This window comes from Pantoea sp. B_9, assembly GCF_008632015.1.
Classification (GTDB): domain Bacteria; phylum Pseudomonadota; class Gammaproteobacteria; order Enterobacterales; family Enterobacteriaceae; genus Pantoea; species Pantoea dispersa.
This window is the reverse complement of record NZ_VWVL01000004.1, coordinates 207549-233196: the sequence shown is the minus strand read 5'-3', so window position 1 is coordinate 233196 and position 25648 is coordinate 207549. Positions and strand designations below refer to the sequence as shown.

General features: G+C 58.4%; 32 protein-coding genes. 20 read left to right on the top strand and 12 right to left on the bottom strand.

Annotated elements, in window-relative coordinates; genetic code table 11:
- The first annotated feature begins 7 nt into the window (after window positions 1–7).
- The gene (gene entS / locus F3I21_RS14180; protein WP_150059181.1) at window positions 8–1258 is read left to right on the top strand and encodes an enterobactin transporter EntS; all 1251 of its coding nucleotides are present in this window, start codon (window positions 8–10) and stop codon (window positions 1256–1258) included.
- Here the strand turns inward: entS and fepB are convergent.
- Entirely contained in the window at window positions 1253–2218 is a 966-nt protein-coding gene (gene fepB, locus F3I21_RS14175) for a Fe2+-enterobactin ABC transporter substrate-binding protein (protein ID WP_150059180.1), read from the bottom strand. The genes entS and fepB overlap by 6 nt on opposite strands.
- A gap of 179 nt (window positions 2219–2397) precedes the next feature.
- Here fepB and F3I21_RS14170 point away from each other — a divergent pair, with 179 nt between their 5' ends.
- From F3I21_RS14170 to F3I21_RS14150, 5 genes are read left to right on the top strand one after another with little or no spacing between them, the layout of a single operon-like run.
- Window positions 2398–3576, top strand: a complete 1179-nt coding sequence (locus tag F3I21_RS14170) for an isochorismate synthase (protein WP_370515556.1) — start codon at window positions 2398–2400, stop codon at window positions 3574–3576.
- 10 nt (window positions 3577–3586) lie between these two features.
- Window positions 3587–5200: a (2,3-dihydroxybenzoyl)adenylate synthase gene (locus F3I21_RS14165; RefSeq protein ID WP_058770692.1), complete on the top strand. Its 1614-nt coding sequence runs from the start codon at window positions 3587–3589 to the stop codon at window positions 5198–5200.
- An 18-nt stretch (window positions 5201–5218) separates the two neighbouring features.
- A complete protein-coding gene (locus tag F3I21_RS14160) occupies window positions 5219–6070 on the top strand; it encodes an isochorismatase family protein (RefSeq protein WP_088516019.1) in 852 nt (283 codons plus the stop codon).
- A complete protein-coding gene (gene dhbA / locus F3I21_RS14155; protein WP_150059179.1) occupies window positions 6070–6828 on the top strand; it encodes a 2,3-dihydro-2,3-dihydroxybenzoate dehydrogenase in 759 nt (252 codons plus the stop codon). Before F3I21_RS14160 ends, dhbA begins: the two co-directional genes overlap by 1 nt.
- Before the next feature lie 3 nt (window positions 6829–6831).
- Window positions 6832–7248, top strand: coding sequence for a hotdog fold thioesterase (locus tag F3I21_RS14150; RefSeq protein ID WP_021507726.1), 417 nt, complete (start codon window positions 6832–6834; stop codon window positions 7246–7248).
- A gap of 132 nt (window positions 7249–7380) precedes the next feature.
- Here the strand turns inward: F3I21_RS14150 and cgtA are convergent, their stop codons facing one another.
- The 3 genes from cgtA to rplU all read right to left on the bottom strand — a co-directional run bounded on the left by cgtA (window position 7381) and on the right by rplU (window position 9390).
- A complete protein-coding gene (cgtA, locus tag F3I21_RS14145; protein WP_058770695.1) occupies window positions 7381–8556 on the bottom strand; it encodes an Obg family GTPase CgtA in 1176 nt (391 codons plus the stop codon).
- A gap of 249 nt (window positions 8557–8805) precedes the next feature.
- Window positions 8806–9063, bottom strand: coding sequence for a 50S ribosomal protein L27 (gene rpmA, locus F3I21_RS14140; protein WP_006121751.1), 258 nt, complete (start codon window positions 9061–9063; stop codon window positions 8806–8808).
- A 15-nt stretch (window positions 9064–9078) separates the two neighbouring features.
- Window positions 9079–9390 (bottom strand): 50S ribosomal protein L21, encoded by a 312-nt coding sequence (gene rplU / locus F3I21_RS14135; RefSeq protein WP_021507728.1) that lies wholly within the window; start codon window positions 9388–9390, stop codon window positions 9079–9081.
- Window positions 9391–9644: 254 nt separating this feature from the next.
- Between rplU and ispB the strand changes: the two genes are divergently transcribed.
- Both ispB and F3I21_RS14125 read left to right on the top strand, forming a co-directional pair.
- A complete protein-coding gene (gene ispB / locus F3I21_RS14130; protein WP_021507729.1) occupies window positions 9645–10616 on the top strand; it encodes an octaprenyl diphosphate synthase in 972 nt (323 codons plus the stop codon).
- Between the two features lie 237 nt (window positions 10617–10853).
- On the top strand, window positions 10854–11147 hold the full coding sequence (locus F3I21_RS14125; RefSeq protein ID WP_021507730.1) for a helix-turn-helix transcriptional regulator: 294 nt from the start codon (window positions 10854–10856) through the stop codon (window positions 11145–11147).
- 63 nt (window positions 11148–11210) lie between these two features.
- Here the strand turns inward: F3I21_RS14125 and murA are convergent, their stop codons facing one another.
- From murA to mlaF, 7 genes are all read right to left on the bottom strand, one after another.
- Window positions 11211–12470 carry a UDP-N-acetylglucosamine 1-carboxyvinyltransferase gene (murA, locus tag F3I21_RS14120; RefSeq protein ID WP_021507731.1) on the bottom strand — a complete coding sequence of 420 codons (1260 nt, stop codon included), beginning with the start codon at window positions 12468–12470 and terminating at the stop codon, window positions 11211–11213.
- Between the two features lie 46 nt (window positions 12471–12516).
- A complete protein-coding gene (ibaG, locus tag F3I21_RS14115) occupies window positions 12517–12774 on the bottom strand; it encodes a BolA family iron metabolism protein IbaG (RefSeq protein ID WP_007886637.1) in 258 nt (85 codons plus the stop codon).
- 114 nt (window positions 12775–12888) lie between these two features.
- Window positions 12889–13194: a lipid asymmetry maintenance protein MlaB gene (gene mlaB, locus F3I21_RS14110; RefSeq protein ID WP_150059178.1), complete on the bottom strand. Its 306-nt coding sequence runs from the start codon at window positions 13192–13194 to the stop codon at window positions 12889–12891.
- A complete protein-coding gene (gene mlaC, locus F3I21_RS14105; protein WP_021507733.1) occupies window positions 13194–13832 on the bottom strand; it encodes a phospholipid-binding protein MlaC in 639 nt (212 codons plus the stop codon). The genes mlaB and mlaC overlap by 1 nt, the downstream gene beginning before the upstream one ends.
- A gap of 19 nt (window positions 13833–13851) precedes the next feature.
- Window positions 13852–14394, bottom strand: coding sequence for an outer membrane lipid asymmetry maintenance protein MlaD (gene mlaD, locus F3I21_RS14100; RefSeq protein ID WP_150059177.1), 543 nt, complete (start codon window positions 14392–14394; stop codon window positions 13852–13854).
- A gap of 4 nt (window positions 14395–14398) precedes the next feature.
- A complete protein-coding gene (gene mlaE / locus F3I21_RS14095) occupies window positions 14399–15181 on the bottom strand; it encodes a lipid asymmetry maintenance ABC transporter permease subunit MlaE (protein WP_021507735.1) in 783 nt (260 codons plus the stop codon).
- Window positions 15182–15185: 4 nt separating this feature from the next.
- Entirely contained in the window at window positions 15186–16001 is an 816-nt protein-coding gene (gene mlaF / locus F3I21_RS14090; protein ID WP_021507736.1) for a phospholipid ABC transporter ATP-binding protein MlaF, read from the bottom strand.
- 227 nt (window positions 16002–16228) lie between these two features.
- Between mlaF and F3I21_RS14085 the strand changes: the two genes are divergently transcribed.
- The 11 genes from F3I21_RS14085 (at window position 16229) to npr (ending at window position 24230) form a co-directional block, all read left to right on the top strand.
- Window positions 16229–17212, top strand: a complete 984-nt coding sequence (locus tag F3I21_RS14085) for a calcium/sodium antiporter (RefSeq protein ID WP_141496190.1) — start codon at window positions 16229–16231, stop codon at window positions 17210–17212.
- A gap of 12 nt (window positions 17213–17224) precedes the next feature.
- Window positions 17225–18205, top strand: a complete 981-nt coding sequence (gene kdsD / locus F3I21_RS14080; RefSeq protein WP_021507738.1) for an arabinose-5-phosphate isomerase KdsD — start codon at window positions 17225–17227, stop codon at window positions 18203–18205.
- A gap of 13 nt (window positions 18206–18218) precedes the next feature.
- Window positions 18219–18785, top strand: coding sequence for a 3-deoxy-manno-octulosonate-8-phosphatase KdsC (gene kdsC, locus F3I21_RS14075; protein WP_021507739.1), 567 nt, complete (start codon window positions 18219–18221; stop codon window positions 18783–18785).
- On the top strand, window positions 18782–19354 hold the full coding sequence (gene lptC, locus F3I21_RS14070) for an LPS export ABC transporter periplasmic protein LptC (protein WP_021507740.1): 573 nt from the start codon (window positions 18782–18784) through the stop codon (window positions 19352–19354). The genes kdsC and lptC overlap by 4 nt, the downstream gene beginning before the upstream one ends.
- Window positions 19329–19883, top strand: a complete 555-nt coding sequence (gene lptA / locus F3I21_RS14065; RefSeq protein WP_031279739.1) for a lipopolysaccharide ABC transporter substrate-binding protein LptA — start codon at window positions 19329–19331, stop codon at window positions 19881–19883. Before lptC ends, lptA begins: the two co-directional genes overlap by 26 nt.
- Window positions 19884–19888: 5 nt before the next feature.
- Window positions 19889–20614 (top strand): LPS export ABC transporter ATP-binding protein, encoded by a 726-nt coding sequence (gene lptB, locus F3I21_RS14060; RefSeq protein ID WP_010618248.1) that lies wholly within the window; start codon window positions 19889–19891, stop codon window positions 20612–20614.
- A gap of 48 nt (window positions 20615–20662) precedes the next feature.
- Complete coding sequence (gene rpoN / locus F3I21_RS14055; RefSeq protein WP_031279740.1) at window positions 20663–22096, top strand: RNA polymerase factor sigma-54; 1434 nt, start codon at window positions 20663–20665, stop codon at window positions 22094–22096.
- Between the two features lie 21 nt (window positions 22097–22117).
- Window positions 22118–22405: a ribosome hibernation promoting factor gene (gene hpf / locus F3I21_RS14050; protein WP_010618250.1), complete on the top strand. Its 288-nt coding sequence runs from the start codon at window positions 22118–22120 to the stop codon at window positions 22403–22405.
- Between the two features lie 166 nt (window positions 22406–22571).
- Window positions 22572–23054: a PTS IIA-like nitrogen regulatory protein PtsN gene (gene ptsN, locus F3I21_RS14045; protein WP_031279741.1), complete on the top strand. Its 483-nt coding sequence runs from the start codon at window positions 22572–22574 to the stop codon at window positions 23052–23054.
- Between the two features lie 52 nt (window positions 23055–23106).
- The gene (gene rapZ / locus F3I21_RS14040; RefSeq protein ID WP_021507744.1) at window positions 23107–23961 is read left to right on the top strand and encodes an RNase adapter RapZ; all 855 of its coding nucleotides are present in this window, start codon (window positions 23107–23109) and stop codon (window positions 23959–23961) included.
- The gene (gene npr / locus F3I21_RS14035; RefSeq protein WP_058759594.1) at window positions 23958–24230 is read left to right on the top strand and encodes a PTS phosphocarrier protein NPr; all 273 of its coding nucleotides are present in this window, start codon (window positions 23958–23960) and stop codon (window positions 24228–24230) included. Before rapZ ends, npr begins: the two co-directional genes overlap by 4 nt.
- Before the next feature lie 5 nt (window positions 24231–24235).
- On the opposite strand, the gene mtgA is transcribed toward npr, so the two are convergent.
- The gene (mtgA, locus tag F3I21_RS14030) at window positions 24236–24958 is read right to left on the bottom strand and encodes a monofunctional biosynthetic peptidoglycan transglycosylase (protein WP_031279742.1); all 723 of its coding nucleotides are present in this window, start codon (window positions 24956–24958) and stop codon (window positions 24236–24238) included.
- 306 nt (window positions 24959–25264) lie between these two features.
- Between mtgA and F3I21_RS14025 the strand changes: the two genes are divergently transcribed.
- On the top strand, window positions 25265–25600 hold the full coding sequence (locus tag F3I21_RS14025; protein ID WP_059011446.1) for a hypothetical protein: 336 nt from the start codon (window positions 25265–25267) through the stop codon (window positions 25598–25600).
- Window positions 25601–25648: the final 48 nt, after the last annotated feature.

Below are 25648 nucleotides of genomic sequence, written 5' to 3'. Positions count from 1 at the left end.
CGAAACAATGAACAAACCCTCTCACTTTATCGATCTCTCACTGCTGAAAACCCACGCGGCGTTTCGCGCGGTTTTTATTGCGCGTTTTATCTCGATTGTGGCGCTCGGCATGCTGGCCGTTGCCGTGCCGGTGCAGATCCAGCAGATGACCCATTCACCGCTGCTGGTGGGCCTCGCCGTCACACTGTCCGCTGCCGGCATGTTTACTGGCCTGCTGACCGGCGGCGTGCTGGCCGATCGCTATGAGCGTAAGAAGTTGATCCTGTTTGCCCGCACCACCTGCGGGCTGGGCTTTGTCGCGCTGGCGATAAATGCCGCGCTGCCCGCGCCTTCGCTGCTGGCGGTCTATCTGCTTGGCTTGTGGGACGGCTTTTTTGGCGCGATTGGCGTCACGGCGCTGCTGGCCGCTACGCCAGCGCTGGTGGGACGCGAAAACATCATGCAGGCCGGTGCCATTACCATGCTGACGGTGCGCTTCGGCTCGATTTTATCGCCGGCGATTGCGGGTGTGGTGATCGCGCACGGCGGCGTGCTGTGGAATTACGGACTGACCGCCTTCGGCACGCTGCTGACGGTGCTGACGCTGCTGAAGCTGCCTGCGCTGCCCCCGCCTCCGCAGCCGCGCGAGCACCCGCTGCGGGCGCTGGCAACCGGTGTGCAATTCCTGTTCGCCAGCCCGCTGGTCGGCATGGTGGCGCTGACCGGTGCGCTGGTAACGCTGGCCAGCGCCATCCGCGTGCTGTACCCGGCGCTGGCACCGCACTGGTCAGTCAGCGCCGACCAGCTCGGTATGCTGTACGCTGCCGTGCCGCTCGGTGCCGCCGTGGGTGCATTTACCAGCGGCAGGCTGAAACAGGCGGCGCGCCCGGGGCGGCTGGTGCTGGGCAGTGCCGTGGCCGGTTTCGTCGCCCTGGGCCTGTTCAGCCTGATGCCGACGCTGTGGCTGGCGCTGCTGTGTCTGGCGGGCTTCGGCTATTTCAGTGCTATCAACAGCCTGGTGCAATACGCGATGATTCAGCTGCTGACGCCGGATCATCTGCTGGGCCGCATCAACAGCCTGTGGACGGCGCAGAACGTGTGCGGCGATGCCCTCGGCGCCGCGCTGATTGGTGCCCTCGGTTCGTGGCTGTTACCGGCGCAGGCTGCCGCGGCGTTTGGCTGTGCCGCGACACTGCTTGGCGTCATGATGTGGCTGGTGATGAAAGGATTGCGGCGCTATCAGGCGCCCGCGCCGGTGCTGGCGCAGCAAACATCATGATTTGACGAACAGCTGATGCAGACGCGTCAGCAGATTGCTGGCGCTGTAGTAATCCAGGCGGAAGGTGTCGATACCCAGCGCATAGACCTGCTTATCGCGCACCGCCGCGTTTTGTGCCAGGAACGGGTTGCTCAGCACTGACTGCGCGGTTTTGTCATCGCCGGCAAACAGCAGGAAGCTGTGGCCGGTCAGGCTGGCGGCGAGATTCTCGCCCGAGAGCTGAATAATATCTTTGCGCTGGCCCATGCTGTGCCCCTGTTGCGTGCCGGCCGGCGGCTGCGCCAGGGTAAAACCGAGCTGCAGCAGCAGTTTGCCCTGCGCCGATGCGGCGGTCCACAGATTCACCGCCCGGCCATCACCGTTCCATACCATCGCGGAGACCGGCTGCGGCGGCAGCGTAATGGCCTGCTTCAGCGCCGCTTCGCGATCGTCGAACTCTTTAACCCGTTGCGCCGCCTGTGCTTCATGTCCGGTGGCCTGCCCCAGCAGCGTAACCACATCCTGCCAGCTCTTATCGTCGTAGTTGACCACCAGCGTGGGGGCAATGGCGGACAGCTGACTAACCAGCTTCAGGGCGGAGTCATTACCGGTGGCGCTGACGATGATCAGATCCGGGGCTTGCGCCGCAATCGCCTCGGCGCTCGGCTCACCAATGTACAGCCGCTTAACGTGGCGCTGCTTTGCCACCTCGCCCCACTGACGGAAGAAGCCCTGATCGTCGGCCAGGCGGCTTTTCGGTGCGGTCGCGCCTGAGGCGATGACCGGCGCTTCAATCGCCAGCAGCGAGCCGGTCAGCGTGACGCTGGTGGAGACAATGCGCTGCGGTGCCTGGTGAAGCGTTACCGTTCCGGTCGCGCCCTGTACGCTGCGCGGCCAGCCCTGGTCGGCCCGCGCTGTCCCTGACAGCGACTGGAAAATGAACAACAGGACAGCCATGCCCCATAAACCGCATTTATTCATAAGTTTTGATCCACCTTTTAGCTTAATGCCTGGCCCGGCGTCAGCCGCCGCTTACGTCTGACAGCACGGTAAATCCCGCGAATGGATTGACTCTTTGCCCCTTTCGACGTAGGTTACAGAGCCATAATAAAAATGATAATCATTCTTAATAATCTTATCATTTATAGGTGAAAATTATGGTGGAAAGCTCCACGTTTGAAAATGCCTGGCTGAAGGATTTTTCCGCGCTGTGCCGCGGTTTCCTTTTCACCTCGCCATGGCGCAGCCTGGCCACCCAGGGCTGCTATACCACGATCAACACGCCGGTGGGCGATGCCGCGCTGCTGCAGGGCGACTTTCAACAGCAGCTGCGCCAGCACTTTGCCGCGGCGAAAAAGCAGGGGATCGCCAATCCGCTGCTGGTGGGCGCGATTCCGTTTGACGTCAGCCAGCCAGCGTCCCTGTTCATACCCGAATCCTGGCAGAGCTTTAATCGCGCCGACCTGCAACAGGCGCTGCCGGCGCAGCAGAGCGATCTGCCGGCAGTGCGGCGGCGGACGGCAGTGCCAGACCACGCGGTGTTTACCCGCATGGTGGCCGACGCCGTTGCCACCATCCAGCGCGGCGATCCGGACAAAGTGGTGCTGTCGCGCCTGATGGATATCGTCACGGAGCAGCCGGTGGATACCGCCGCGCTGATGCAGCGCGTGATCGCGCAAAATCCCAATAGCTACCATTTCCATCTGCCGCTGGCGGAAGGAGGCGCGCTGGTAGGTGCCAGCCCGGAACTGATGCTGCGCAAACAGGGGCGCGATTTCTCCTCCTGCCCACTGGCCGGCTCGGCGCGCCGCCATCACGACGACGTCAGCGCCGATCGCGCGGCAGGTAACACCCTGATGGCGTCAGCCAAAGATCGCCACGAACATCAGCTGGTGACCGACGCGATGCGCAGTACGCTGCAGCCGCGTAGCCGCCTGCTGTCAGTGCCTACCGTGCCGTCGCTGATCACCACCGCCACGCTGTGGCATCTGGCGACGCAAATCGATGGCGAAGTGCAGGATGAGCGCGAAAACGCGCTGTCGCTGGCGGCGCTGCTGCACCCAACCCCTGCCCTGAGCGGCTTCCCGCACGCCCGCGCGCAGCAGCTGATTCAGCAGCTCGAACCCTTTGATCGCCAGCTGTTTGGCGGCATCGTCGGCTGGTGCGACAGCGAAGGCAACGGCGAATGGGTGGTGACCATCCGCTGCGGAACGGTAAACGGCACGCGCGTGCGGCTGTTTGCCGGCGCTGGCATCGTCGCCGACTCGCAACCGGAATCAGAATGGCGTGAAACAGGTGTGAAGCTGGACACCATGTTGCGCGCTTTTGGACTGCAATAAAGGAACAAGCATGAGCATTCCCTTCAGCCGCTGGCCAGCACATCTGGCCGCGCGCTACCGCGAAAAAGGCTACTGGATCGACGTGCCGCTGACCGACATCATCGACCGCCATCGCGAAAACGACGCTATCGCCGTGATCGACGGCCCTTTACAGCTCAGCTACCGCCAGCTGGCGCAGCGCAGTGATAATCTGGCGGCGGCGCTGCAGCGACGCGGTTTACAGCGCGGTGACACGGCGCTGGTGCAGCTCGGCAACGTGGCGGACTTTTACGTTACGCTGTTTGCCCTGTTTAAGCTGGGCGTGGTCCCGGTGTACGCGCTGTTCAGCCATCAGCGCACTGAACTGCTGGCCTATGCGCAGCAGATTGCACCGAAACTGCTGATCGCCGATCGCCAGCACGCGCTGTTTGCCAGCGACGACTTCATCGCCACGCTGTGCGAGGCGCAGCCCACGCTGCAGCAGGTGATCCTGCGTAACGACGCGCAGGCGGAAAATACGCTGGCGTCGCTGCAGGATGAAGCGGCTGGCGATTTTGTCGCGACACCGACGGCCGCCGATGAAGTGGCGTTTTTCCAGCTCTCCGGCGGCAGCACCGGGACGCCGAAGCTGATTCCGCGCACCCACAACGACTATTACTACAGCATCCGCGCCAGCGACGAGATTTGCCACATCAACGCCGACACGCGCTATCTGATCGCCCTGCCCGCGCCGCATAACTTTGCCATGAGTTCCCCCGGTTCGCTCGGGGTGTTCTATGCCGGTGGCCAGGTGATTCTCGCCGCGGATCCCAGCGCCACGCTCTGCTTCCCGCTGATTGAGCAGCACCAGGTGACCGATACCGGACTGGTGCCGCCGGCGGTCAGCCTATGGTTGCAGGCGATTCAGGAGTGGGGCAGCAATTCAGCGCTGGCCTCGCTGCAGCGCATTCAGGTGGGCGGAGCCAAACTGGGCGAAACGCTGGCCGCACGCATTCAGCGTGAAATCGGCTGCCAGCTGCAGCAGGTGTTTGGCATGGCGGAAGGGCTGGTTAACTACACGCGCTTCGGCGATGACGAGCAAACCATTCTGACTACCCAGGGGCGTCCGATTTCGGAAGATGACGAAGTGTGGGTGGCCGACGAGAACGGCAATCCGCTACCGCCAGGCCAGGTGGGTCGCCTGATGACGCGCGGCCCTTACACCTTCCGGGGCTACTACAACAGCCCGGAGCACAATGCCGCCAGCTTCGACGCCAACGGTTTTTACTGCTCAGGCGATCTGATTGAGATCAACGCTCAGGGTTACATCACCGTACAGGGACGCGAAAAGGATCAGATCAACCGTGGTGGCGAGAAGATCGCCGCAGAAGAGATCGAAAACCTGCTGCTGCGCCATCCGGATGTGATCCACGCCGCGCTGGTGTCCATGCATGACGAGCTGATGGGTGAAAAGAGCTGTGCCTTCATTGTGGCGCGCCAGCCGGTGAAACCGGTCGCGCTGCGCCGCCATCTGCGCGAGCTGGGCATTGCCGAATTCAAACTTCCCGACCGCATTACCTGCGTCGACGCCCTGCCGCTTACCCCGGTGGGCAAAGTGGATAAAAAACGTTTACGCCAACAGCTTGCTGAGCAGACGCAAGCCTGATTTTTTCCGGAGATTGTAATGGCTATTCCAAAACTGACGTCTTATGCGCTGCCCGCCGCCACTGAGCTGCCGGCTAACAAAGTACAATGGGCGCTGGAGCCGCAGCGCGCGGCGCTGCTGATTCACGATATGCAGGCCTATTTCCTCAACTTCTGGGGCGAAGACAGCCCGCTAGTGAATCAGGTGGTGGAGAACATTGCCCGCCTGCGCGCTTACTGTAAAGCGCAGGGCATTCCGGTGTTCTATACCGCCCAGCCCAACCAGCAAAGCGATGAGGATCGCGCGCTGCTGAATGATATGTGGGGACCGGGGCTGAACAAACATCCGGATCAGCAGAAGATCGTCGACGCGCTGGCACCGGATCAGGACGATCAGGTGCTGACTAAATGGCGCTACAGCGCGTTCGTGCGCTCGCCGCTGGAATCTATCCTGCAGGAGATGGGCCGCGATCAGCTGATCATTACTGGCGTGTATGCCCACATCGGCTGCCTGACCACCGCTACCGACGCCTTCATGCGTAACATCCAGCCGTTTATGGTGGCCGATGCGCTGGCCGACTTCTCGCGCGACGAGCATATGATGGCGCTGACCTACACCGCAGGCCGCAGTGGCAAAGTGGTGATGACCGCCGACCTGATGCCGCTGCCACAGAGCAAGGACGCGCTGCGCGCGCTGATTCTGCCGCTGCTGGAAGATGATGACGTGCCGGAAGATGATGAAAACCTGATCGATTATGGGCTGGATTCAGTGCGCGTGATGGCGCTGGCGGCGCGCTGGCGTCAGGTGCACAGCGATATCGACTTCATCAGCCTGGCGAAAAACCCCAGCATAGATGGCTGGTGGGCGCTGCTGTCACGGGTGCCAGCATAATGAGCGCCTGTTTTGATTTCAGCGGAAAAATTGTCTGGGTGACCGGTGCCGGTAAAGGCATCGGCTACCACACCGCGCTGGCGTTCCATCAGGCCGGTGCGCAGGTGACCGGTTTTGATTTGCACTTTGGCCAGGATGACTATCCGTTTACCACCTGCCAGCTGGACGTCGCCGATAGCGCTGCGGTGCGCGACTGCTGTCAGTCACTGCTGGCCAGCCAGCCGCGGCTGGATATCCTGGTGAACGGCGCGGGCATTCTGCGCATCGGCAGCACCGATGCGCTGTCGTTTGCTGACTGGCAGGCGTGTCTCGCCGTCAACGCCGGCGGCGCGTTTAACCTGTTCCAGCAGACGCTGCCGGTCTTCCGCCAGCAGCGCGCTGGCGCGATTGTCACCATCGCCTCTAACGCCGCGCACGCCCCGCGCCTCGGCATGTCAGCCTATGGCGCGTCTAAAGCAGCGCTGCGCAGCCTGTGCCAGACGGTTGGCCTTGAGATGGCACCGTATGGCGTGCGCTGCAATATTGTCTCACCGGGATCAACCGATACCGATATGCAGCGCAGCCTGTGGCATACGCCGGAAGCCGAGCAGGAGATGATCAACGGTTTCCCGGATCAGTACAAACTGGGGATCCCGCTGCGTAAGATCGCCCAGCCGCAGGAGATCGTGAACAACATCCTGTTTTTGGCCTCGGATCTTGCCAGCCACGTGGTGCTGCAGGATATTGTGGTGGACGGTGGCGCAACGCTGGGAGCCTGAGGCATGGCAATCTGGAAACGTACGGTGGATCTTGCCACGCTGAATCAGCTGGGCGATAACTCGCTGGTGGCGCATCTGGGCATCGTGTTTACCGCCATCGGTGACGATTATCTGGAGGCCACCATGCCGGTAGACAGCCGCACGCAGCAGCCGTTTGGTCTGCTGCACGGCGGCGCGTCGGTGGTGCTGGCGGAGTCGATGGGCTCCATTGCCGGTTACCTGAGCGTGGAAGAAGGTAAAAGCGTGGTGGGCATTGAGGTGAGCGCCAGCCATCATCGGGCGGTGAGCAGCGGCGAGGTGCGCGGTGTTTGTCGTCCGCTGCATCTGGGGGCGCGCAATCAGAGCTGGCAGATTGAGATACGCAATGGTCGCGATCAGCTGTGCTGCAGTTCGCGGCTGACGGTGGCGGTGCTGGGATAGGTTTGGCTCCGCTGCGGCCTGATGCCCTCACCCTGCCCTCTCCCACGGGGAGAGGGAATGATTGTGCGGCCTGATGCTCTGCGCTAAACAGCAATAAAAAAAGCGGCCATCTGGCCGCTTTTTTCGCTGACATCAACGCTGATAAATGATCTCGACGCCTTCGTCGTCGTCTTCATCCCAGTCGTCATCCCAGTCTTCGTCTTCTTCCACTTCCTGAGCATTTTCCAGCGCTTCACGGTGGTAATCATCCCACATGAAGGCCACTTTCTCTGGCTGCTTCGCTTCTTCTTCCGCTTCTTTTGGATTCGCGATGATAAAGCTCATCACATCCCAGCACAGCTCATTGACACCATCACGGCTGGCAGCGGAGATCAGATAGTATTTCTCATCCCAGCCCAGCGCTTCGGCAATCGCTTTAGCGCGGCTTTCCGCCTCTTCACGGCTCAGCAGGTCGGTTTTGTTGAATACCAGCCAGCGCGGTTTCTGGTACAGCTTGTCGCTGTATTTCTCCAGCTCGCCGAGAATGATGCGGGCGTTTTCTACCGGATCGGATTCGTCGATTGGCGCGATGTCGATGAGGTGCAGCAGCACACGGCAGCGCTCCAGATGCTTGAGGAAGCGAATGCCGAGGCCCGCGCCTTCTGCTGCGCCTTCAATCAGGCCGGGAATGTCGGCGACCACGAAGCTCTTTTCGCTGTCCATACGTACCACGCCGAGGCTTGGCACTAAGGTAGTGAACGGATAATCCGCCACTTTTGGCTTCGCCGCCGATACCGCGCGGATAAAGGTCGATTTACCGGCGTTAGGCAGACCCAGCATCCCCACGTCTGCCAGCAGCATCAGTTCCAGCTGCAGGTCGCGCTTCTCGCCCGGCGTGCCCATGGTTTTCTGACGCGGCGTACGGTTCACGGACGATTTGAAGCGGGTGTTGCCCAGACCGTGCCAGCCGCCTTTCGCCACCATCAGCTTCTGCTCATGGCGCGTCATGTCGCCCAGCGTTTCGCCCGTGCCCTGATCGATCACGCGCGTACCCACCGGCACTTTAACAATGATGTCTTTACCGCGTTTACCGGTACAGTCACGGCTCTGGCCATTCTGGCCGCGTTCGGCGCGGAAAGATTTTTCGAAACGATAATCGATCAGGGTGTTGAGGTTTTCATCCGCCACCAGGTAAACATCGCCGCCGTCACCGCCGTCACCGCCGTCCGGTCCCCCTTTGGGAATGTACTTCTCGCGGCGGAAGCTGACGCAACCGTTGCCACCATCACCCGCGACCACCAGGATCGTCGCTTCATCAACAAACTTCATTTTTTATCTCCGTCACACTGTCGTTTGCGCCACGCTGCGGGCGACAAACGGGTCCGCCAGGGTCTTCTGCGCTGACCGGCGGCGGATAATACAGGATTGGCAAAGCCATGTGTACATAAAGTGTACAGCAAACTGAGGCGCAAGGTCAGCGTGATTGCCGTAACCTGCGGCAGAATGTAAAAAGCCCCGCAAAGCTGCGGGGCCTTCCATTCGTGTGTTCAGACGTTAATCGTCTGCGGCACAACAACCTTACTCAGCAACGATGCTGATGTATTTACGGTTGTTAGGACCTTTAACTTCGAATTTAACTTTGCCGTCTGCGGTAGCAAACAGAGTGTGGTCACGACCACAACCTACGTTGTTACCGGCGTGGAATTTGGTACCACGCTGACGAACGATGATGCTACCTGCCAGAACAGATTCACCACCGAAACGCTTAACACCCAGACGTTTTGCATTGGAGTCGCGACCGTTACGAGTCGAGCCACCAGCCTTTTTATGTGCCATTTGTCAGATCTCCTCTTACGCGCTGATCACAGTGATTTTCACATCAGTGAACCACTGACGGTGACCAGCTTGCTTACGGTAGTGTTTACGACGACGAAACTTAACGATTTTAATTTTCTCGCCACGACCGTGAGCAACAACTTCTGCCTTGATCACACCGCCTGAAACCAGTGGCGCGCCGATTTTCACGTCTTCGCCATTTGCAATCATCAGAACCTGGTCGAACTCGATGGTTTCACCGGTTGCGATGTCCAGCTTTTCCAGGCGAACGGTCTGACCTTCGCTTACTCGGTGTTGTTTACCACCACTTTGGAAAACCGCGTACATATAAAACTCCGCTTCTGCGCATGCCTTTCTGTTCATCAGGCGGCGCGATAAATATTCACAATAGGGCGCGAATTCTACGCAAAACTCCAGCAGAAGACAAGTGCACTTTGCACTCTCTTGCAGAAAAAAAGCGCAGGACGAATGCAAACGTTTCTCAACCCGATTTTTCAAGTACAATCAGTAACAGATTACCTGAACTCACGCTGGGTAAAAGCGCTTACCATGCAGAAAACGAGTCAAAGCTGAACAGACGAATGAACTTAGAACAGATTAACGAATTAACCGCGCAGGACATGGCGGCCGTCAACCAGACCATCCTCGACCAGCTGAATTCAGATGTCTCACTGATTAACCAGTTGGGCTATTACATCATCAGCGGGGGAGGCAAACGCATCCGTCCGATGATCGCGGTGCTGTCAGCACGCGCGCTGAATTATCAGGGATCGCTGCATGTGACCAATGCGGCGCTGATCGAATTTATCCACACGGCGACGCTGCTGCACGATGATGTGGTGGATGAATCCGATATGCGCCGTGGCAAAGCCACCGCTAACGCCGCGTTCGGCAATGCGGCGAGCGTGCTGGTCGGGGATTTTATCTATACCCGCGCCTTCCAGATGATGACCAGCATGGGATCGCTGAAGATCCTCGCACTGATGTCCGAAGCGGTGAACGTGATCGCCGAAGGGGAAGTGTTGCAGCTGATGAACTGCAACGATCCGGATATCACCGAAGAGAGCTACATGCGGGTGATCTACAGCAAAACCGCTCGCCTGTTTGAAGCCGCTTCGCAGGCTTCGGCAATCCTCGCGGAGGCCACGCCGGCGCAGGAGAAAGCGCTGCAGGATTATGGCCGCTATCTCGGTACGGCGTTTCAGCTGATCGACGATCTGCTGGATTACAGCGCCGACGGCGAGACGCTGGGCAAAAATACCGGTGACGATCTGAGCGAAGGTAAGCCGACGCTGCCGCTGCTGCACGCCATGCACAACGGCACGCCAGAGCAGGCGCAGATGATCCGCAAGGCGATCGAGGAAGGTAATGGCCGTCATCTGCTGGAGCCGGTGCTGGCGGCAATGCAGCAAACCGGTTCGCTGGAATGGACGCGCAAACGCGCCGAAGAAGAGGCGGATAAAGCCATCGCCGCGCTTCAGGCACTGCCAGAAACGCCGTGGCGCAGCGCGCTGGAAGCACTGGCGCACATGTCGGTGCAGCGCGATTTCTGATCTGCTACGGGGCCGTCCGGCCCCGTTTTTATTTCTCCCCCTGCTCTGCCCGTCTGATTACATTCCCTTGCAGCATTTTTGCGAAAAACTGCGCAGTTTCGTGCACAGGCAAAACAATTACTGGAAACATATGGAAATTATTTGCTATAAAAATCCGGATTTTTCCAGTTATCTCTGCGCAGGAGAGCCACAGCGCTGCAGAGATGGAGCACTAACACGGACATGGAGAAGAGAGTTATGCATGCAAGGAGAGAAGACTGGCATCCGGCAGATATCATTGCGGCCCTGCGCAAGCGCGGTACGTCACTGGCCGCCCTGTCACGTCAATCTGGCCTCAGTTCATCGACGCTGGCCAACGCGCTGTCACGCCCCTGGCCTAAAGGTGAATGGCTGATCGCCACGGCGCTGAAGGTCCATCCTTCCGAGATCTGGCCCAGCCGCTATTTTGATCCGGTCACACAGCGTCTGCTGGATCGTAAAAAACGCATTCGATCGCCCCAGGATCTGAAAAAGATCGTCTCACGCGGGTAAAGCAAAAAAAAACCAGCCACGCTGTCGTGACTGGTTTTCATGCCTGGCAATCAGGACAAAGGATTACTCGCCGCTGACGCGCTCGATGTTGGCGCCTAACGCTTTCAGCTTGTCTTCAATGTGCTCGTAGCCACGATCGATGTGGTAGATACGATCCACCAGCGTCGCACCTTCTGCAATGCAGCCTGCCAGTACCAGACTGGCTGACGCACGCAGATCGGTCGCCATCACCTGCGCGCCGGACAAGGTTTCAACACCGTGACAGATAGCGGTGTTGCTTTCGATTTCGGCGTGCGCACCCATACGAATCAGCTCCGGGATGTGCATGAAGCGGTTTTCGAAGATGGTCTCGGTAATCACGCCGGTGCCTTCAGCCACCAGGTTGAGCAGCGTAAACTGCGCCTGCATATCGGTCGGAAAACCCGGGTGCGGTGCGGTACGGATGTTAACCGCTTTCGGACGCTTGCCGTGCATATCCAGGCTCACCCAGTCTTCGCCGACTTCAATCTCCGCACCCGCGTCACGCAGTTTCGCCAGCACGGCGTCCAGCGTGTCTGGCTGCGCATTGCGGCACACCACTTTGCCGCGCGAGATAGCGCCGGCCACGAGGAAGGTGCCGGTTTCGATTCGGTCCGGCAGCACGCGATAGACGCCGCCGCCGAGGCGCTCAACGCCCTCGATGGTGATTTTGTCGGTGCCGGCGCCGCTGATTTTCGCGCCCAGCGTGTTAAGGAAGTTTGCCGTGTCGACAATCTCCGGTTCACGCGCCGCGTTTTCAATGATGGTGGTGCCCGTCGCCAGCGTTGCGGCGCTCATAATGGTCACGGTCGCGCCCACGCTGACCTTATCCATCACAATGTGCGCGCCCTTCAGGCGGCCATCCACAGAGGCTTTGACATAGCCCTCTTCCAGTTTGATCTCGGCACCCAGCTGCTCCAGGCCGGTAATGTGCAGATCGACCGGACGCGCACCAATCGCACAGCCGCCTGGCAGAGAAACCTGGCCCTGGCCAAAACGCGCCACCAGCGGCCCCAGCGCCCAGATGGAGGCGCGCATAGTTTTCACCAGATCGTACGGCGCACTGAAGACATTAACTTCGCGCGCATCAACGTGGACCGAACCATTGCGTTCCACGCGCGCACCGAGCAGGCTCAGCAGCTTCATGGTGGTATCGATGTCACGCAGCTTCGGCACGTTCTGAATCTCTACCGGCTCTTCAGCCAGCAGCGCAGCAAACAGAATCGGCAGCGCAGCATTCTTCGCCCCGGAAATGGTCACTTCACCGCTTAAACGGGTGGGGCCTTGCACACGAAATTTGTCCATTAACACGGCTCTCAATTATCTATCAACAAAACAGCCAGAGTGGCGCTTAGAAACCGTTGAGTTTACGGTCGCGCGCCCACTCGGCTGGGGTATAAGTCTTAATGGACACCGCATGAATACGGTTATCCGCAATGTATTCCATCAGCGGCGCGTACACAGCCTGCTGTTTCTTTACGCGGCTCAGCTCGCCAAACATTTCGCCCACGGCAATGACCTGGAAATGGCTGCCATCGTTGCTGAGAACATGTACTTCTTCTAACGGCAGCGCCTGCATTAGCACGGCCTGAACTTCACTATTTTCCATCGCTCATTGCTTCACTTGATAATAATAAGGCGGATATCTTAGAGGAAAGCGCCTGACTCTTAAATACGCAAAAGCCCCTGAAAAAATCAGGGGCTTTGTCAGCAGCGTCGTTAATCAGGCGATTTGTTCCGCAGAAACAATAATCTGCTGCAGGTTGTACAGCTTGATTAACGAGTCGAGCTTATCGGTGATACCACTGAAAAGCGGCGTCGTGCCCTGCGCCCGCACGATTTCGCGCAGATGCACCAGCAGCGCCAGTCCGGCAGAATCAACCCGATCCAGCGCCGCCACGTCAATCGTGGTGATACCGGCCATGGCGCTGTCACGCGCCTGCCACAGCGCCAGCAGAGTATCGCGGTCCAGTTTGCCGCTCAGGGCCAGCGTGCTGGCAGTGCGCTGCCAGCGTAACGGTTCGCTCATTATTGCTGCTTGTCCAGGGTGATAGGCTGCGCGGCATAGGTTTTCAGCTGCGCAGTCAGGCCGTCGATGCCTTTGGTGCGCAGCAGATCGCTCCACTCATTCTGTTTGGTGGTGATCATGCTGATGCCTTCGGCAATCATGTCATAAGCCTGCCAGTTGCCGGTCTGGCTGTTCTTGCGCCACTGGAAATCAAGGCGCACCGGCGGACGACCGTTGGGATCGATGATGGTGACGCGAATCGCCACGATATTGGCATCGCCAATCGGCTGCTCAGGCTGAATCTGGTAAGTCTGGCCGTGATACAACGCCAGCGCCTGACCATAAGCCTGCGCCAGATAATCCCCGAACGCGGCAAAGTAGGCGTCGCGCTGCGCCGGCGTGGCTTCGCGGTAGTAACGGCCCAGTACCAGCGCCCCCGCGTATTTAATCTGCACGTACGGCAGCAGCTCCTGGCGCACAATTTCGCGCAGGTAATTCGGATCCTGCTTAATCTTCGGCTGTTCGTTCTTCAGGCGGGTAAAGGTTTTCTCCGCCGCTTCGTTCATCATCTTGTACGGATTGCTCTGGTTGGCGTCCGCTGCGTTTGCCGCCAGCGGCGCGATGGCCAGCAGGGCCACCATCAGGAAACGTTTTAACATCGTGTTGTACCTCTCTGGGTTATTCCGTTGTAGCAGGTGCTGCCGGGGCGCTCGCGCTGGCGGCGCCCGACGATTTCTCATTGTCCTTGTTGTCGCCGCTCTTGTAGAGGAACTGGCCGATCAGGTCTTCCAGCACCAGCGCCGATTTGGTATCCCGTAGCGTGCCGCCATCTTTCAGCATCGCCGAGCCAAGCTCCGGATCGTCAAAACCTAAGTTGAGCGCGAGGAACTGCTCACCCAGCAGACCCTGGGTGCGAATCGCCAGCGAGCTGGTGTCAGGAATTCTATTGGCATACTGTTCGCTGATGTCCATGGTGACGCGTGGCGACAGCGTTTTGTCATCCAGTGAAATGTCGGTGACGCGGCCAATCACCACGCCGCCAATTTTCACCGGCGAGCTGACTTTCAGGCCGCCGATATTATCGAAGGTGGCGTACAGCTTCCACGTTGGCTCAGTACCCAGCGATTTAAGATCGGCGACGCGCAGGCTGAGGAACAGCAGCGCCAGCAGCGCCGCCAGCATAAACACGCCAACCCAGATTTCGTTTTTTTTGCTTTGCATTGCATTAATTCCCAAACATCAGTGCCGTCAGCACAAAATCCAGTCCAAGCACCGCCAGCGAAGCATGGACTACGGTACGCGTCGTCGCACGACTAATCCCTTCCGAAGTCGGGATGGCGTCATACCCATTGAACAGCGCGATCCAGGTCACCGTAATGGCAAACACCGCGCTCTTGATCAGGCAGTTGATCACATCGGTACGAAAATCCACCGCGTTTTGCATCGCCGACCAGAAAAAGCCCGGGTCGATGCCTTTCCAGGCCACCCCGACCAGCGCGCCACCGGCAATGCCCACCGCGGTAAAGATCAGCGCCAGCAGCGGCATACTGATAAAGCCGGCCCAGAAGCGCGGCGACACCACGCGGCGCAGCGGATCGACCGCCATCATCTCCATGCTGGAGAGCTGCTCGGTGGCTTTCATCAGGCCAATTTCCGCAGTGAGCGCCGAACCGGCGCGCCCGGCAAACAGCAGCGCGGTGACCACCGGCCCCAGTTCGCGCAGCAGCGACAGTGCCACGAGCATGCCCAGGCTGGTTTCCGCACTGTACGTGGTGAGTACCAGATAGCCCTGCAGCCCCAGCACCATGCCAATGAACAGGCCGGAGACCACAATGATCAGCAATGACAGCACGCCCACGCTATACAGCTGCTTCACCAGCAGCGGCGCATGCTTACGAAACGCCGGTTTACCCACCAGCGCATGGAAGAGCATTAAGCCCGCCCGGCCAAAGGCCGCACAGGTGTTAATTCCCTGACGCCCAAATGACGCCAGTGCCTGTAACCACATCAGTTTAGCTTCTCCCTGTGCGGGTCAGATCGCTGAGGTAATCCCCGGCAGCGAAGCGGAACGGTACCGGACCATCCGCATGACCCTCAATAAACTGGCGCACGCGCGGATCGGGATTCTCCCTCAGCTGCGGCGCACTACCCTGAGCAATAATCTTTTGCCCGGCAACAATATAGGCATGGTCGGCAATGCTCAAGACCTCCGGCACATCGTGTGAAACCACAATGCAGGTGACGCCCAGCGAATGGTTGAGCTCATCGATCAGCTTGACCAGCACGCCCATGGTAATGGGGTCCTGGCCGACAAAGGGTTCGTCGAACATGATCAGCTCCGGCTCCAGCGCAATTGCACGCGCCAGCGCCGCCCGGCGCGCCATGCCGCCGGAGAGTTCGGCCGGCATCAGCTGCGCTGCGCCGCGCAGTCCGACGGCTTCCAGCTTCATCATCACCGTACTGTGCAGCAATTCCGCTGGCAGCCGGGTGTGTTCGCGCAGCGGCCAGGCAACGTTTTCATAGACGTTAAGATCGGTGAACAGCGCACCGGACTGGAACAGCATGCTCATTTTTTTACGCACGTCATACAGCTTACGGCGCGACAGCGTCGGAATGTTCTGGTCACGAAACCAGATCTCACCTTTGTCCGGCTGCAGCTGCCCGCCAATCAGGCGCAGCAGGGTGGTTTTACCGATGCCGGAAGGGCCCATAATCGCCGTGACTTTGCCCGCCGGAACGGTCAGCGAAATGTCGTCGAAGATGGTGCGATTGCCGCGCGTAAAACTGACGCCACGAACCTCAACCAGATTCGTTTGCTGCTGGATCATCATTACCTCTTTAAACGGATCGGGCGTAATTAACGTGGTGGATGGTAGCCTGGTAAACCACAATGCACGATAGTTTTACAGAAACTTACCCGTCCGGTGTGGCGAAAACGGCCTTAAAATTTACTTTTGCCTCTCAGACAGTCAAAATCAGCGCCTGATTCCGCACGCGCACTGCTTTTACCTGTCGGACAAGGTTTGCCGGCACCGTTATCCATCAAGGATTTTTCATGTTCGTAGCCACTGCCCTGCTGTTTATCGGATTGATTTTACTGGCTTACGGAGCTGACCGCCTGGTGTTCAGCGCCGCGATCCTGTGTCGATCCCTTGGCATTCCCCCGTTGATCATTGGCATGACGGTGGTGAGCATTGGCACTTCACTGCCGGAACTGATCGTCTCGTTCTCTGCCGCGCAGCATGGTCAGATGGATTTAGCCGTGGGTACCGCGCTGGGCTCGAACATCACCAATATTCTGCTGATTCTGGGTGGCGCTGCGCTGCTGCACCCTTTAACCGTACACTCCAATCTGATTCGCCGCGAACTCCCTCTGCTGCTGCTGGTCTCACTGCTCAGCGGCATCATGCTGTTTGATAACCAGCTCAGCCGGCTGGATGGCGTGGCACTGCTGCTGCTGGCGCTGGGTTATCTGCTGGTGGCGATCCGCATCGCCCGGCGGGCCGAGCGCGATAATAATGACACCCTGACGCGTGAACAACTGGCGGAGCTGCCGCGTGACGAAAGCGGCAATACGGTGGCGTTTCTCTGGCTGGCGGTGGCGCTGATTATTCTGCCGATGTCGACACGCATGGTGATCGACAACGCCACGGTGTTTGCGGATTACTTCGGCATTAGCGAACTGGTGATGGGACTGACGCTGATTGCTGTCGGTACCAGCCTGCCGGAACTGGCCACGGTGCTGGCCGGCGCGCTGAAAGGCGAAGACGATATCGCCATCGGCAACCTGATTGGCGCCAATATCTTCAATCTGGCGATTGTGCTGGGCCTGCCGGCGCTGGTGCATCCCGGCGCGATCGATGCGCACGCCTTTGCACGGGATTACTGGATTATGCTGGGCGTCAGCGTGCTGTTCGCCCTGCTGTGCCTGCTGCGCAAGCGCCGCATCGGCCGCGTTGCGGGCACGCTGCTGTTAGGTGGATTTATCGTGTGGGTGCTGTGGCTGTGGCTCAGCCCCACGCTTATCACAAGCTATTAAGGATGACTGACCATGTCACATCAGCAACCGGATTTCGACTTCCAGCAGGCAGGTAAAGCGGTACTGCGCATTGAACGCGAAGGGCTGGAACAGCTCGACCAGTATATTAACGCCGACTTCAGCCGCGCCTGCGAAATGATCTTTGCCTGCCGTGGCAAAGTGGTGGTGATGGGCATGGGCAAATCCGGCCATATCGGCAAGAAGATGGCCGCCACTTTCGCCAGTACCGGCACGCCGGCGTTCTTCGTCCACCCGGGTGAAGCCAGCCACGGCGATCTCGGCATGGTCAGCACCAACGATGTGGTGATCGCTATCTCGAACAGCGGCGAGTCGGGCGAAATCCTCGCGCTGATCCCGGTGCTCAAACGGCAGAAAGTGCAGCTGATTTGCCTGACCAGCCGTCCGGAGAGCGCCATGGGCCGGGCTGCCGATGTGCATTTATGCGTGAAAGTGCCGCAGGAAGCCTGTCCGCTCGGGCTGGCACCGACCTCCAGCACCACCGCCACGCTGGTAATGGGCGATGCGCTGGCGGTGGCGCTGCTGGAAGCGCGCGGTTTCACGCAGGAAGATTTCGCGCTGTCGCACCCGGGCGGCGCGCTGGGGCGCAAACTGCTGCTGCACGTCAGCGACATTATGCACAGCGGCGATGAAATTCCCCACGTCACCCGCGACGCCTCGCTGCGCGACGCGCTGCTGGAGATCACGCGCAAAAACCTCGGCCTGACGGTGATTGTCGACGACCTGATGAAAATCGAAGGGATTTTCACGGACGGTGACCTGCGCCGCATCTTCGATATGGGCATCGATTTCCAGTCGGCCCGCATCCAGGATGTAATGACGCGTGGCGGGATTCGCGTGCGCCCCAACCTGCTGGCGGTGGACGCGCTTAATCTGATGCAAAACAAAAACATCACTGCGCTGCTGGTGGCCGATGACGATCGCCTGCTCGGTGTGGTACATATGCATGACATGCTGCGCGCTGGCGTGGTCTGAACGGGAAACAACAATGAGTGCTGAAACCACGATGGTCGACACCTGCTACGGTCCGGTGAGCGCCGACGTGATGGCGCGGGCGGCCAACATCCGCCTGCTGATTTGCGATGTCGACGGCGTGATGTCCGACGGCCTGATTTACATGGGCAACAGCGGTGAAGAGCTAAAGGCCTTTAACGTGCGCGACGGTTACGGCGTGCGCTGCCTGCTGACCTCGGACATCGAAGTGGCTATTATTACCGGCCGCCGCGCTAAACTGCTGGAAGATCGCTGTAAAACGCTCGGCATTACGCATCTTTACCAGGGACAGTCGGATAAGCTTTTGGCCTGGCGCGAACTCCTGGATAAACTGTCACTATCGGCAGACCAGGTCGCGTATATTGGTGACGACCTGATCGACTGGCCGGTAATGGCACAGGCGGGTCTGAGCGTGGCCGTCGCCGATGCGCATCCGGTGTTACTGCCGCGCGCGCATTACGTGACGCGCATTGCTGGCGGTCGCGGTGCGGTACGTGAGCTATGCGACCTGATTTTGCTGGCGCAGAACAAATTTGAGGATGCCAAAGGGCAATCAGTATGAGTAAAAGCAGGCGTTGGATAACGCTGATTCTGGCGCTGATCGCCCTGGTGCTGATCGGCTGGAATCTTACCAACCAGGACGACAGCGCCACGCCGGTGGCGACCAACGATCAGGCGCCGACCTACACCAGCGCCAACTCCAGCACCGTGGTGTATAACCCGACGGGGGCGCTGGCCTATAAGCTGGTCTCGGATAAAGTGACCTACTTTTCGGCCGAAGAAGTGAGCTGGTTCGATAATCCGGTGATGACCACTTACGACGAAAACAAAGTGCCCACGTGGTCGGTTCGTGCTGACAAGGCAAAGCTGACGAAAGATCGTATGCTGTATCTTTATGGCCACGTTGAAGTACACACATTGACGCAGGATTCCCAGCTTGAGCGCATCATCACGGATAATGCTCAGGTTAATCTGGTCAGCCAGGATGTGACGTCTGACGATCAGGTCACCCTATTTGGCCGCAGTTTTAACTCCACTGGCATGAAGATGCGCGGCAACCTACGGACAAAGAATGCCGAGCTGCTTGAAAAGGTCAAAACCTCCTATGAAATTCAAAATGAACAAAAATAGCCTTAAGTTGCTGCTGGTGAGTGCGCTGCTGGCAACCAGCCTGCCGGCGCTGGCGTTAACGGGCGATTCGGACAAGCCGGTTAACATCGACTCGGTGAACCAGGCGCTCGATTTGCAGGGTAACGTCGCCACCTTTACCGGCAACGTGATCGTGACCCAGGGCACCATCAAAATTACCGCCGATAAAGTGGTGGTAACGCGTCCCGGCGGCGACAGCAACAAAACCATCGTTGATGCCTACGGCAATCCAGCCACCTTTTATCAGATGCAGGACAACGGCAAACCGGTGCAGGGGCACGCCGCCAAACTGCACTATGAGCTGGCCAACGATTTCGTCGAGCTGACCGGCAACGCCTTTATTGAGCAGCAGGACAGCAACATCAAAGGCGATCGCATCACCTATCTGGTGAAAGAGCAGAAAATGCAGGCCTACAGTCAGGGCCAGAGCAAGCGTGTCACCACCGTGCTGGTGCCGTCGCAGCTGCAGGATAAAAACGGTTCGTCTGCGAGCCCCAAAAAGAGTAACTGATCGCTATGGCCACATTAGTCGCTGAAAACCTGGCGAAAGCCTACAAAGGCCGTCGCGTAGTAGAAGATGTCAGCCTGCAGGTGAAATCCGGCGAGATTGTCGGCCTGCTGGGCCCCAACGGGGCCGGTAAAACCACCACCTTCTATATGGTGGTAGGCATCGTGCCGCGCGATGCCGGCCGCATTATTATTGATGAAGAAGATATCAGTATTCTGCCGCTGCATGCGCGCGCGCGGCGCGGCATCGGTTATCTGCCGCAGGAAGCGTCGATCTTTCGCCGTCTGAGCGTCTACGACAACCTGATGGCGGTACTGCAGGTGCGTGACGACCTGACGGAAGAGCAGCGTCAGGATCGCGCCAATGAGCTGATGGACGAGTTCCACATCGGCCATCTGCGCGACAGCATGGGCCAGGCGCTGTCGGGCGGTGAACGTCGTCGCGTCGAGATTGCCCGTGCACTGGCCGCCAATCCAAAGTTTATCCTGCTGGATGAACCTTTTGCCGGCGTTGACCCCATCTCCGTTATCGATATCAAAAAGATCATCGAACACCTGCGTGACAGCGGCCTCGGCGTGCTGATCACCGACCACAACGTGCGTGAAACGCTCGCGGTGTGTGAGCGCGCATATATCGTCAGCCAGGGCCATCTGATTGCCCACGGCACGCCAGATGAAATTCTTGCAGATGAGCAGGTTAAGCGGGTTTATTTGGGCGAAGAGTTCAGACTCTGATAAGGTGTCGGCATACCCGACATTTGCTTAGGAAATTCTAGCCGGATTATGAAGCAAGGTTTGCAACTCAGGCTCAGCCAACAGCTGGCGATGACCCCCCAGTTGCAGCAGGCAATCCGCTTGCTGCAACTCTCTACGCTTGAACTCCAGCAGGAACTGCAACTGGCGCTGGAAAGCAATCCGCTGCTTGAACAAACCGATCTGCACGATGAAGTCGACGCCCGCGAATTTCAGGAGAACGAGGCGTTAGATACCCGTGAGGCACTCGAACAGAAAGAGATGCCGGAAGAGCTGCCGCTCGATGCCACCTGGGACGAGATCTACACGGCCGGTACGCCCTCCGGCACCGGCACCGATTACCAGGACGACGAGCTGCCGGTGTATCAGGGTGAAACCACGCAGTCGCTGCAGGACTATCTGATGTGGCAGGTGGAACTGACGCCGTTCACCGACACCGACCGCGCCATCGCTACCTCCATCGTCGATGCCATTGACGATACCGGTTATCTCACCGTCAGCTTACAGGACATTTGTGACAGTATTGGTGACGAAGAGCTGACGCTGGAAGAGGTGGAAGCGGTGCTGAAGCGCGTACAGCGTTTCGATCCGGTGGGCGTCGGCGCACGCGATCTGCGTGACTGCCTGCTGGTACAGCTGTCGCAGTATGCGGCCGATATGCCGATGCTGAACGAAGCACGGCTGATCGTCAGCGAGCACCTCGACCTGCTGGCTAACCACGATTTCCGCAGCCTGATGCGCGTGACGCGGCTGAAAGAAGAGGTGCTGAAGGAAGCGATGCTGCTGATTCAGTCGCTCGATCCGCGCCCCGGGCAGTCCATCAATACCAGCGAGCCCGAGTATGTGATTCCCGATGTGCTGGTGCGCAAGACTGGCACACGCTGGACGGTGGAGCTGAACGCTGACAGCCTGCCGCGCCTGAAGATTAATCAGCATTACGCCGCGATGGGCGGTTCTGCGCGTAATGACAGTGACAGTCAGTTTATTCGCAGCAACTTACAGGAAGCCCGCTGGCTGATTAAGAGCCTGGAGAGCCGCAACGACACGCTGCTGAAAGTGACGCGCTGTATTGTCGAACAGCAGCAGGCGTTTTTTGAACAGGGTGAAGAGTATATGCGTCCGATGGTACTGGCGGATATCGCCCAGGCCGTGGATATGCATGAATCCACCATTTCCCGCGTCACCACGCAAAAGTATTTGCACAGCCCGCGTGGCATTTTTGAACTGAAGTATTTTTTCTCCAGTCACGTCAGCACCGAAGGCGGTGGCGAAGCCTCGTCGACGGCGATCCGTGCACTGGTGAAAAAATTAATCTCCGCGGAAAATCCCGCAAAACCCTTGAGCGACAGCAAACTGACCTCCATGTTATCTGAACAGGGCATCATGGTGGCGCGACGTACGGTTGCTAAGTATCGCGAGTCTTTATCTATACCGCCATCAAACCAGCGCAAGCAGCTGGTTTGACCGAAACAAGAAGGAAGACCTATGCAGCTAAACCTTACCGGACTGAATGTTGAGATAACCGACCCACTGCGCGAATTTGTAAATAACAAATTTGCCAAACTGGAACACTATTTTGATCGTATCAATCAGGTTTATATTGTTCTGAAAGTGGAGAAGGTGACGCAGATTGCGGAAGCAACCCTGCACGTCAACGGCGGGGAGCTGCACGCCACATCGGAAGCGGAAGACATGTACGCGGCCATCGACGGGTTGATTGACAAGCTGGCCCGTCAGCTGACCAAACACAAAGACAAACTGAAAAAACACTAACCTTCACGCTTGCAGAGTGCTGACGGGTTCAGCACTCAGAGGAGAAATGGGGCGGGTCACCGCCCCGTTTTGTCATCTGCGCAAGCGCCTGCAGTCACCTGCCCTGCCCGTTCGCGGTGTCCCGGTACGTGCCTTACGGCTATGTGAACACGCAAGTGAAACGATGATGAACAACGATCTGACACTGGAATTGAGCGCGGTCCTTTCGCTGGACTGCACCCGCAGCGGCGTACACTGCCAGAGTAAAAAGCGCGCGCTGGAAATTATCAGCGAGCTGGCCGCTAAGCAGCTCAATCTGCCGCACCAGACGCTTTTTGAAGCCATCCTGACCCGTGAACGCATGGGCAGTACCGGCATTGGCAACGGCATCGCCATCCCGCACGGCAAGCTGGAGGAGGATACGCTGCGCGCCGTTGGCGTGTTTATCAGCCTCGACCAGCCTATCGCCTTTGACGCCGTCGACAACCAGCCGGTTGACCTGCTGTTTGCCCTGCTGGTGCCCGCAGACCAGTGCAAAACCCATCTGCACACCCTGTCGCTGGTGGCGAAACGCCTGGCGGATAAAACCGTCTGCCGCCGTTTGCGCGCGGCACAGAGCGATGAAGAGCTCTACGCCATCATTACAGAAGCTCAGGAAGATCACGCTTAAGCGACAGACACTTTTACCGGCCTGCGTGCCGGTTTAACACGGGAGAAATGTGATGGTGCTGATGATCGTTAGCGGTCGGTCAGGCTCAGGAAAATCAGTCGCGCTGCGCGCCCTTGAGGATATGGGCTTCTACTGTGTCGATAACCTGCCGGTGGTGCTGCTGCCGGAGCTGGCGAACACCTTAACCGAGCGCAATATCTCAGCGGCGGTCAGCATTGACGTGCGCAACATGCCGGAATCACCGGAGGTGTTTGAGCAGGCACTGAACAATCTGCCGGAAGCGTTCTCGCCACAGCTGCTGTTTCTGGACGCCGATCGCAACACGCTGATCCGCCGCTACAGCGACACGCGCCGCCTGCATCCGCTCTCCAGCAAAAATCTGTCGCTGGAAAGCGCCATTGATGAGGAAAACGATCTGCTGGAGCCGCTGCGCTCGCGTGCCGATCTGATCATCGATACCTCAGAGATGTCGGTGCATGAGCTGGCAGAAATGCTGCGCACGCGCCTGCTGGGCAAGCGTGAGCGTGAACTCACCATGGTGTTTGAATCCTTCGGCTTCAAGCACGGCATCCCGATCGACGCTGATTACGTGTTTGACGTGCGTTTTCTGCCCAACCCACACTGGGATCCGAAGCTGCGTCCGATGACCGGGCTCGATCGTCCGGTGGCGGCCTTCCTCGATCGTCACACCGAAGTGCACAACTTTATCTACCAGACACGCAGCTATCTCGAGCTGTGGCTGCCGATGCTGGAAACCAATAACCGCAGCTATCTGACGGTGGCGATTGGCTGTACCGGCGGTAAGCACCGTTCGGTCTACATTGCCGAACAGCTGGCAGACTATTTCCGTTCGCGCGGTAAAAATGTGCAGTCCCGTCATCGCACCCTGGAAAAACGCAAATCATGACCGTGAAGCAAACCGTTGAGATTCGAAATAAGCTGGGTATGCATGCGCGCCCGGCGATGAAGCTGTTTGAGCTGGTGCAGAGTTTTGATGCGGAAGTGCTGCTGCGTAACGAGGCCGGTACCGAAGCCGAAGCCAGCAGCGTGATTGCGCTACTGATGCTCGACTCCGCTAAAGGCGGTCATATCGAAATCGAGGCCAGCGGCCCGCAGGAAACCCAGGCGCTGGCCGCGGTCATTGAGCTGTTTGAAGCCGGTTTTGACGAAGATTAACCGCGTCAGTGCAGCTGGTAACGGTTGAGGAAGCCCTCGCCGCCCAGCTGGCGCATCTGGCGCATAATCCACTGCTGGCGCTGACGAATGTAGCCGGAAGGCGCATCCGCGCGGAAGCGAATCGGATTCGGCAGCACCGCCGCCAGCAAAGCGGCTTCCGCCATGCTCAGCCGACTGGCAGGCTTGTGGAAATAGCGCTGCGATGCCTCTTCCACACCAAACACCCCGTTCCCGAATTCCGCAATATTCAGGTAGACTGTCAGAATGCGGCGTTTGGTCCAAACCGTTTCCAGCCCCACCGTCAGCCCGGCCTCCAGCCCTTTGCGCACCCAACTGCGGCCATCCCACAAGAACAGGTTCTTCGCCGTCTGCTGAGACAGCGTTGATGCGCCGCGCATCCGTTCGCTGCCGTCATTGTCCAGCACCTGCTGAATGGCATGCACGTCAAAGCCCCAGTGCTCAGGAAACTTCTGATCTTCCGAGGCGATCACCGCCAGCGCCATCCACGGTGAAATCTCATCCATTCCCACCCAGTCTGAATGGGCGACATAATCGAAGCGTCCGCTGAACCACGCGCCAAGCTGCCGCTCCACCATTACCGCCGAAAACGGCACCGGCAAAAATGCGAACAGCACAATACCGGCCAGCCACAGACCCAGCCATGCCAGAAGCACCCTGCCAGCCAGCCGCTTCAGGCGCTGGACCATCTTCCCTTTACTCTTACTCATGCAATCGTCTCTTACCGGTTCCCTGGATTAATCAATTACTCAGGTCATGATTTCAAATAGCGGTGATGCAAGCCGGAATTTTATCTCTGCGGCATCGCGACCACCAGCCAAACTCATTGCGCGGGCAACCATCGTTCCTCTATTAGAGCCAGTCGCATCAAGCACTTCCGGCAAAAAGGAATCGGTTCCATGCAGAAAAATCGCGCAGCGCGCACGGGCATAAATACTTAACCGATTGTGATACCGCTCACGTTAAACCTTTCACGATGTTTAACTATCATCTTTAGTAGTCAGTGAAGATGTTCATTGACAACCGAGACCATTCTGAAAAACACGGCGCAAATAGCGACAATTACGCTTCAGACCAGGGCGCAACCTGTAAAACGTTTTACCGCCCATCCGGTTTACGCTAACCGTTCAATGCCCGAACTGGAACTTTCAGCCGGGGGTTTCCAAAACGTTTTGGATAAGCGCCGCAAAATCTGGTTATTCATTATTAGAATCAATAACATGAGCATAAAAACGGCCGTTGCGCTGCGCTTTTTGCCGTTTCCCTTCGCCGCGCAGCGCTTTCCGGACCGCGACTGTGGGAAAACCAGGCAAAAAACCGGACATTTGCTCAAAAATAGTGCAATACGCTAAAGAAATTGATTCCTTGCTTGACTGTGTCAGCAAATTAATGTTTTCTGT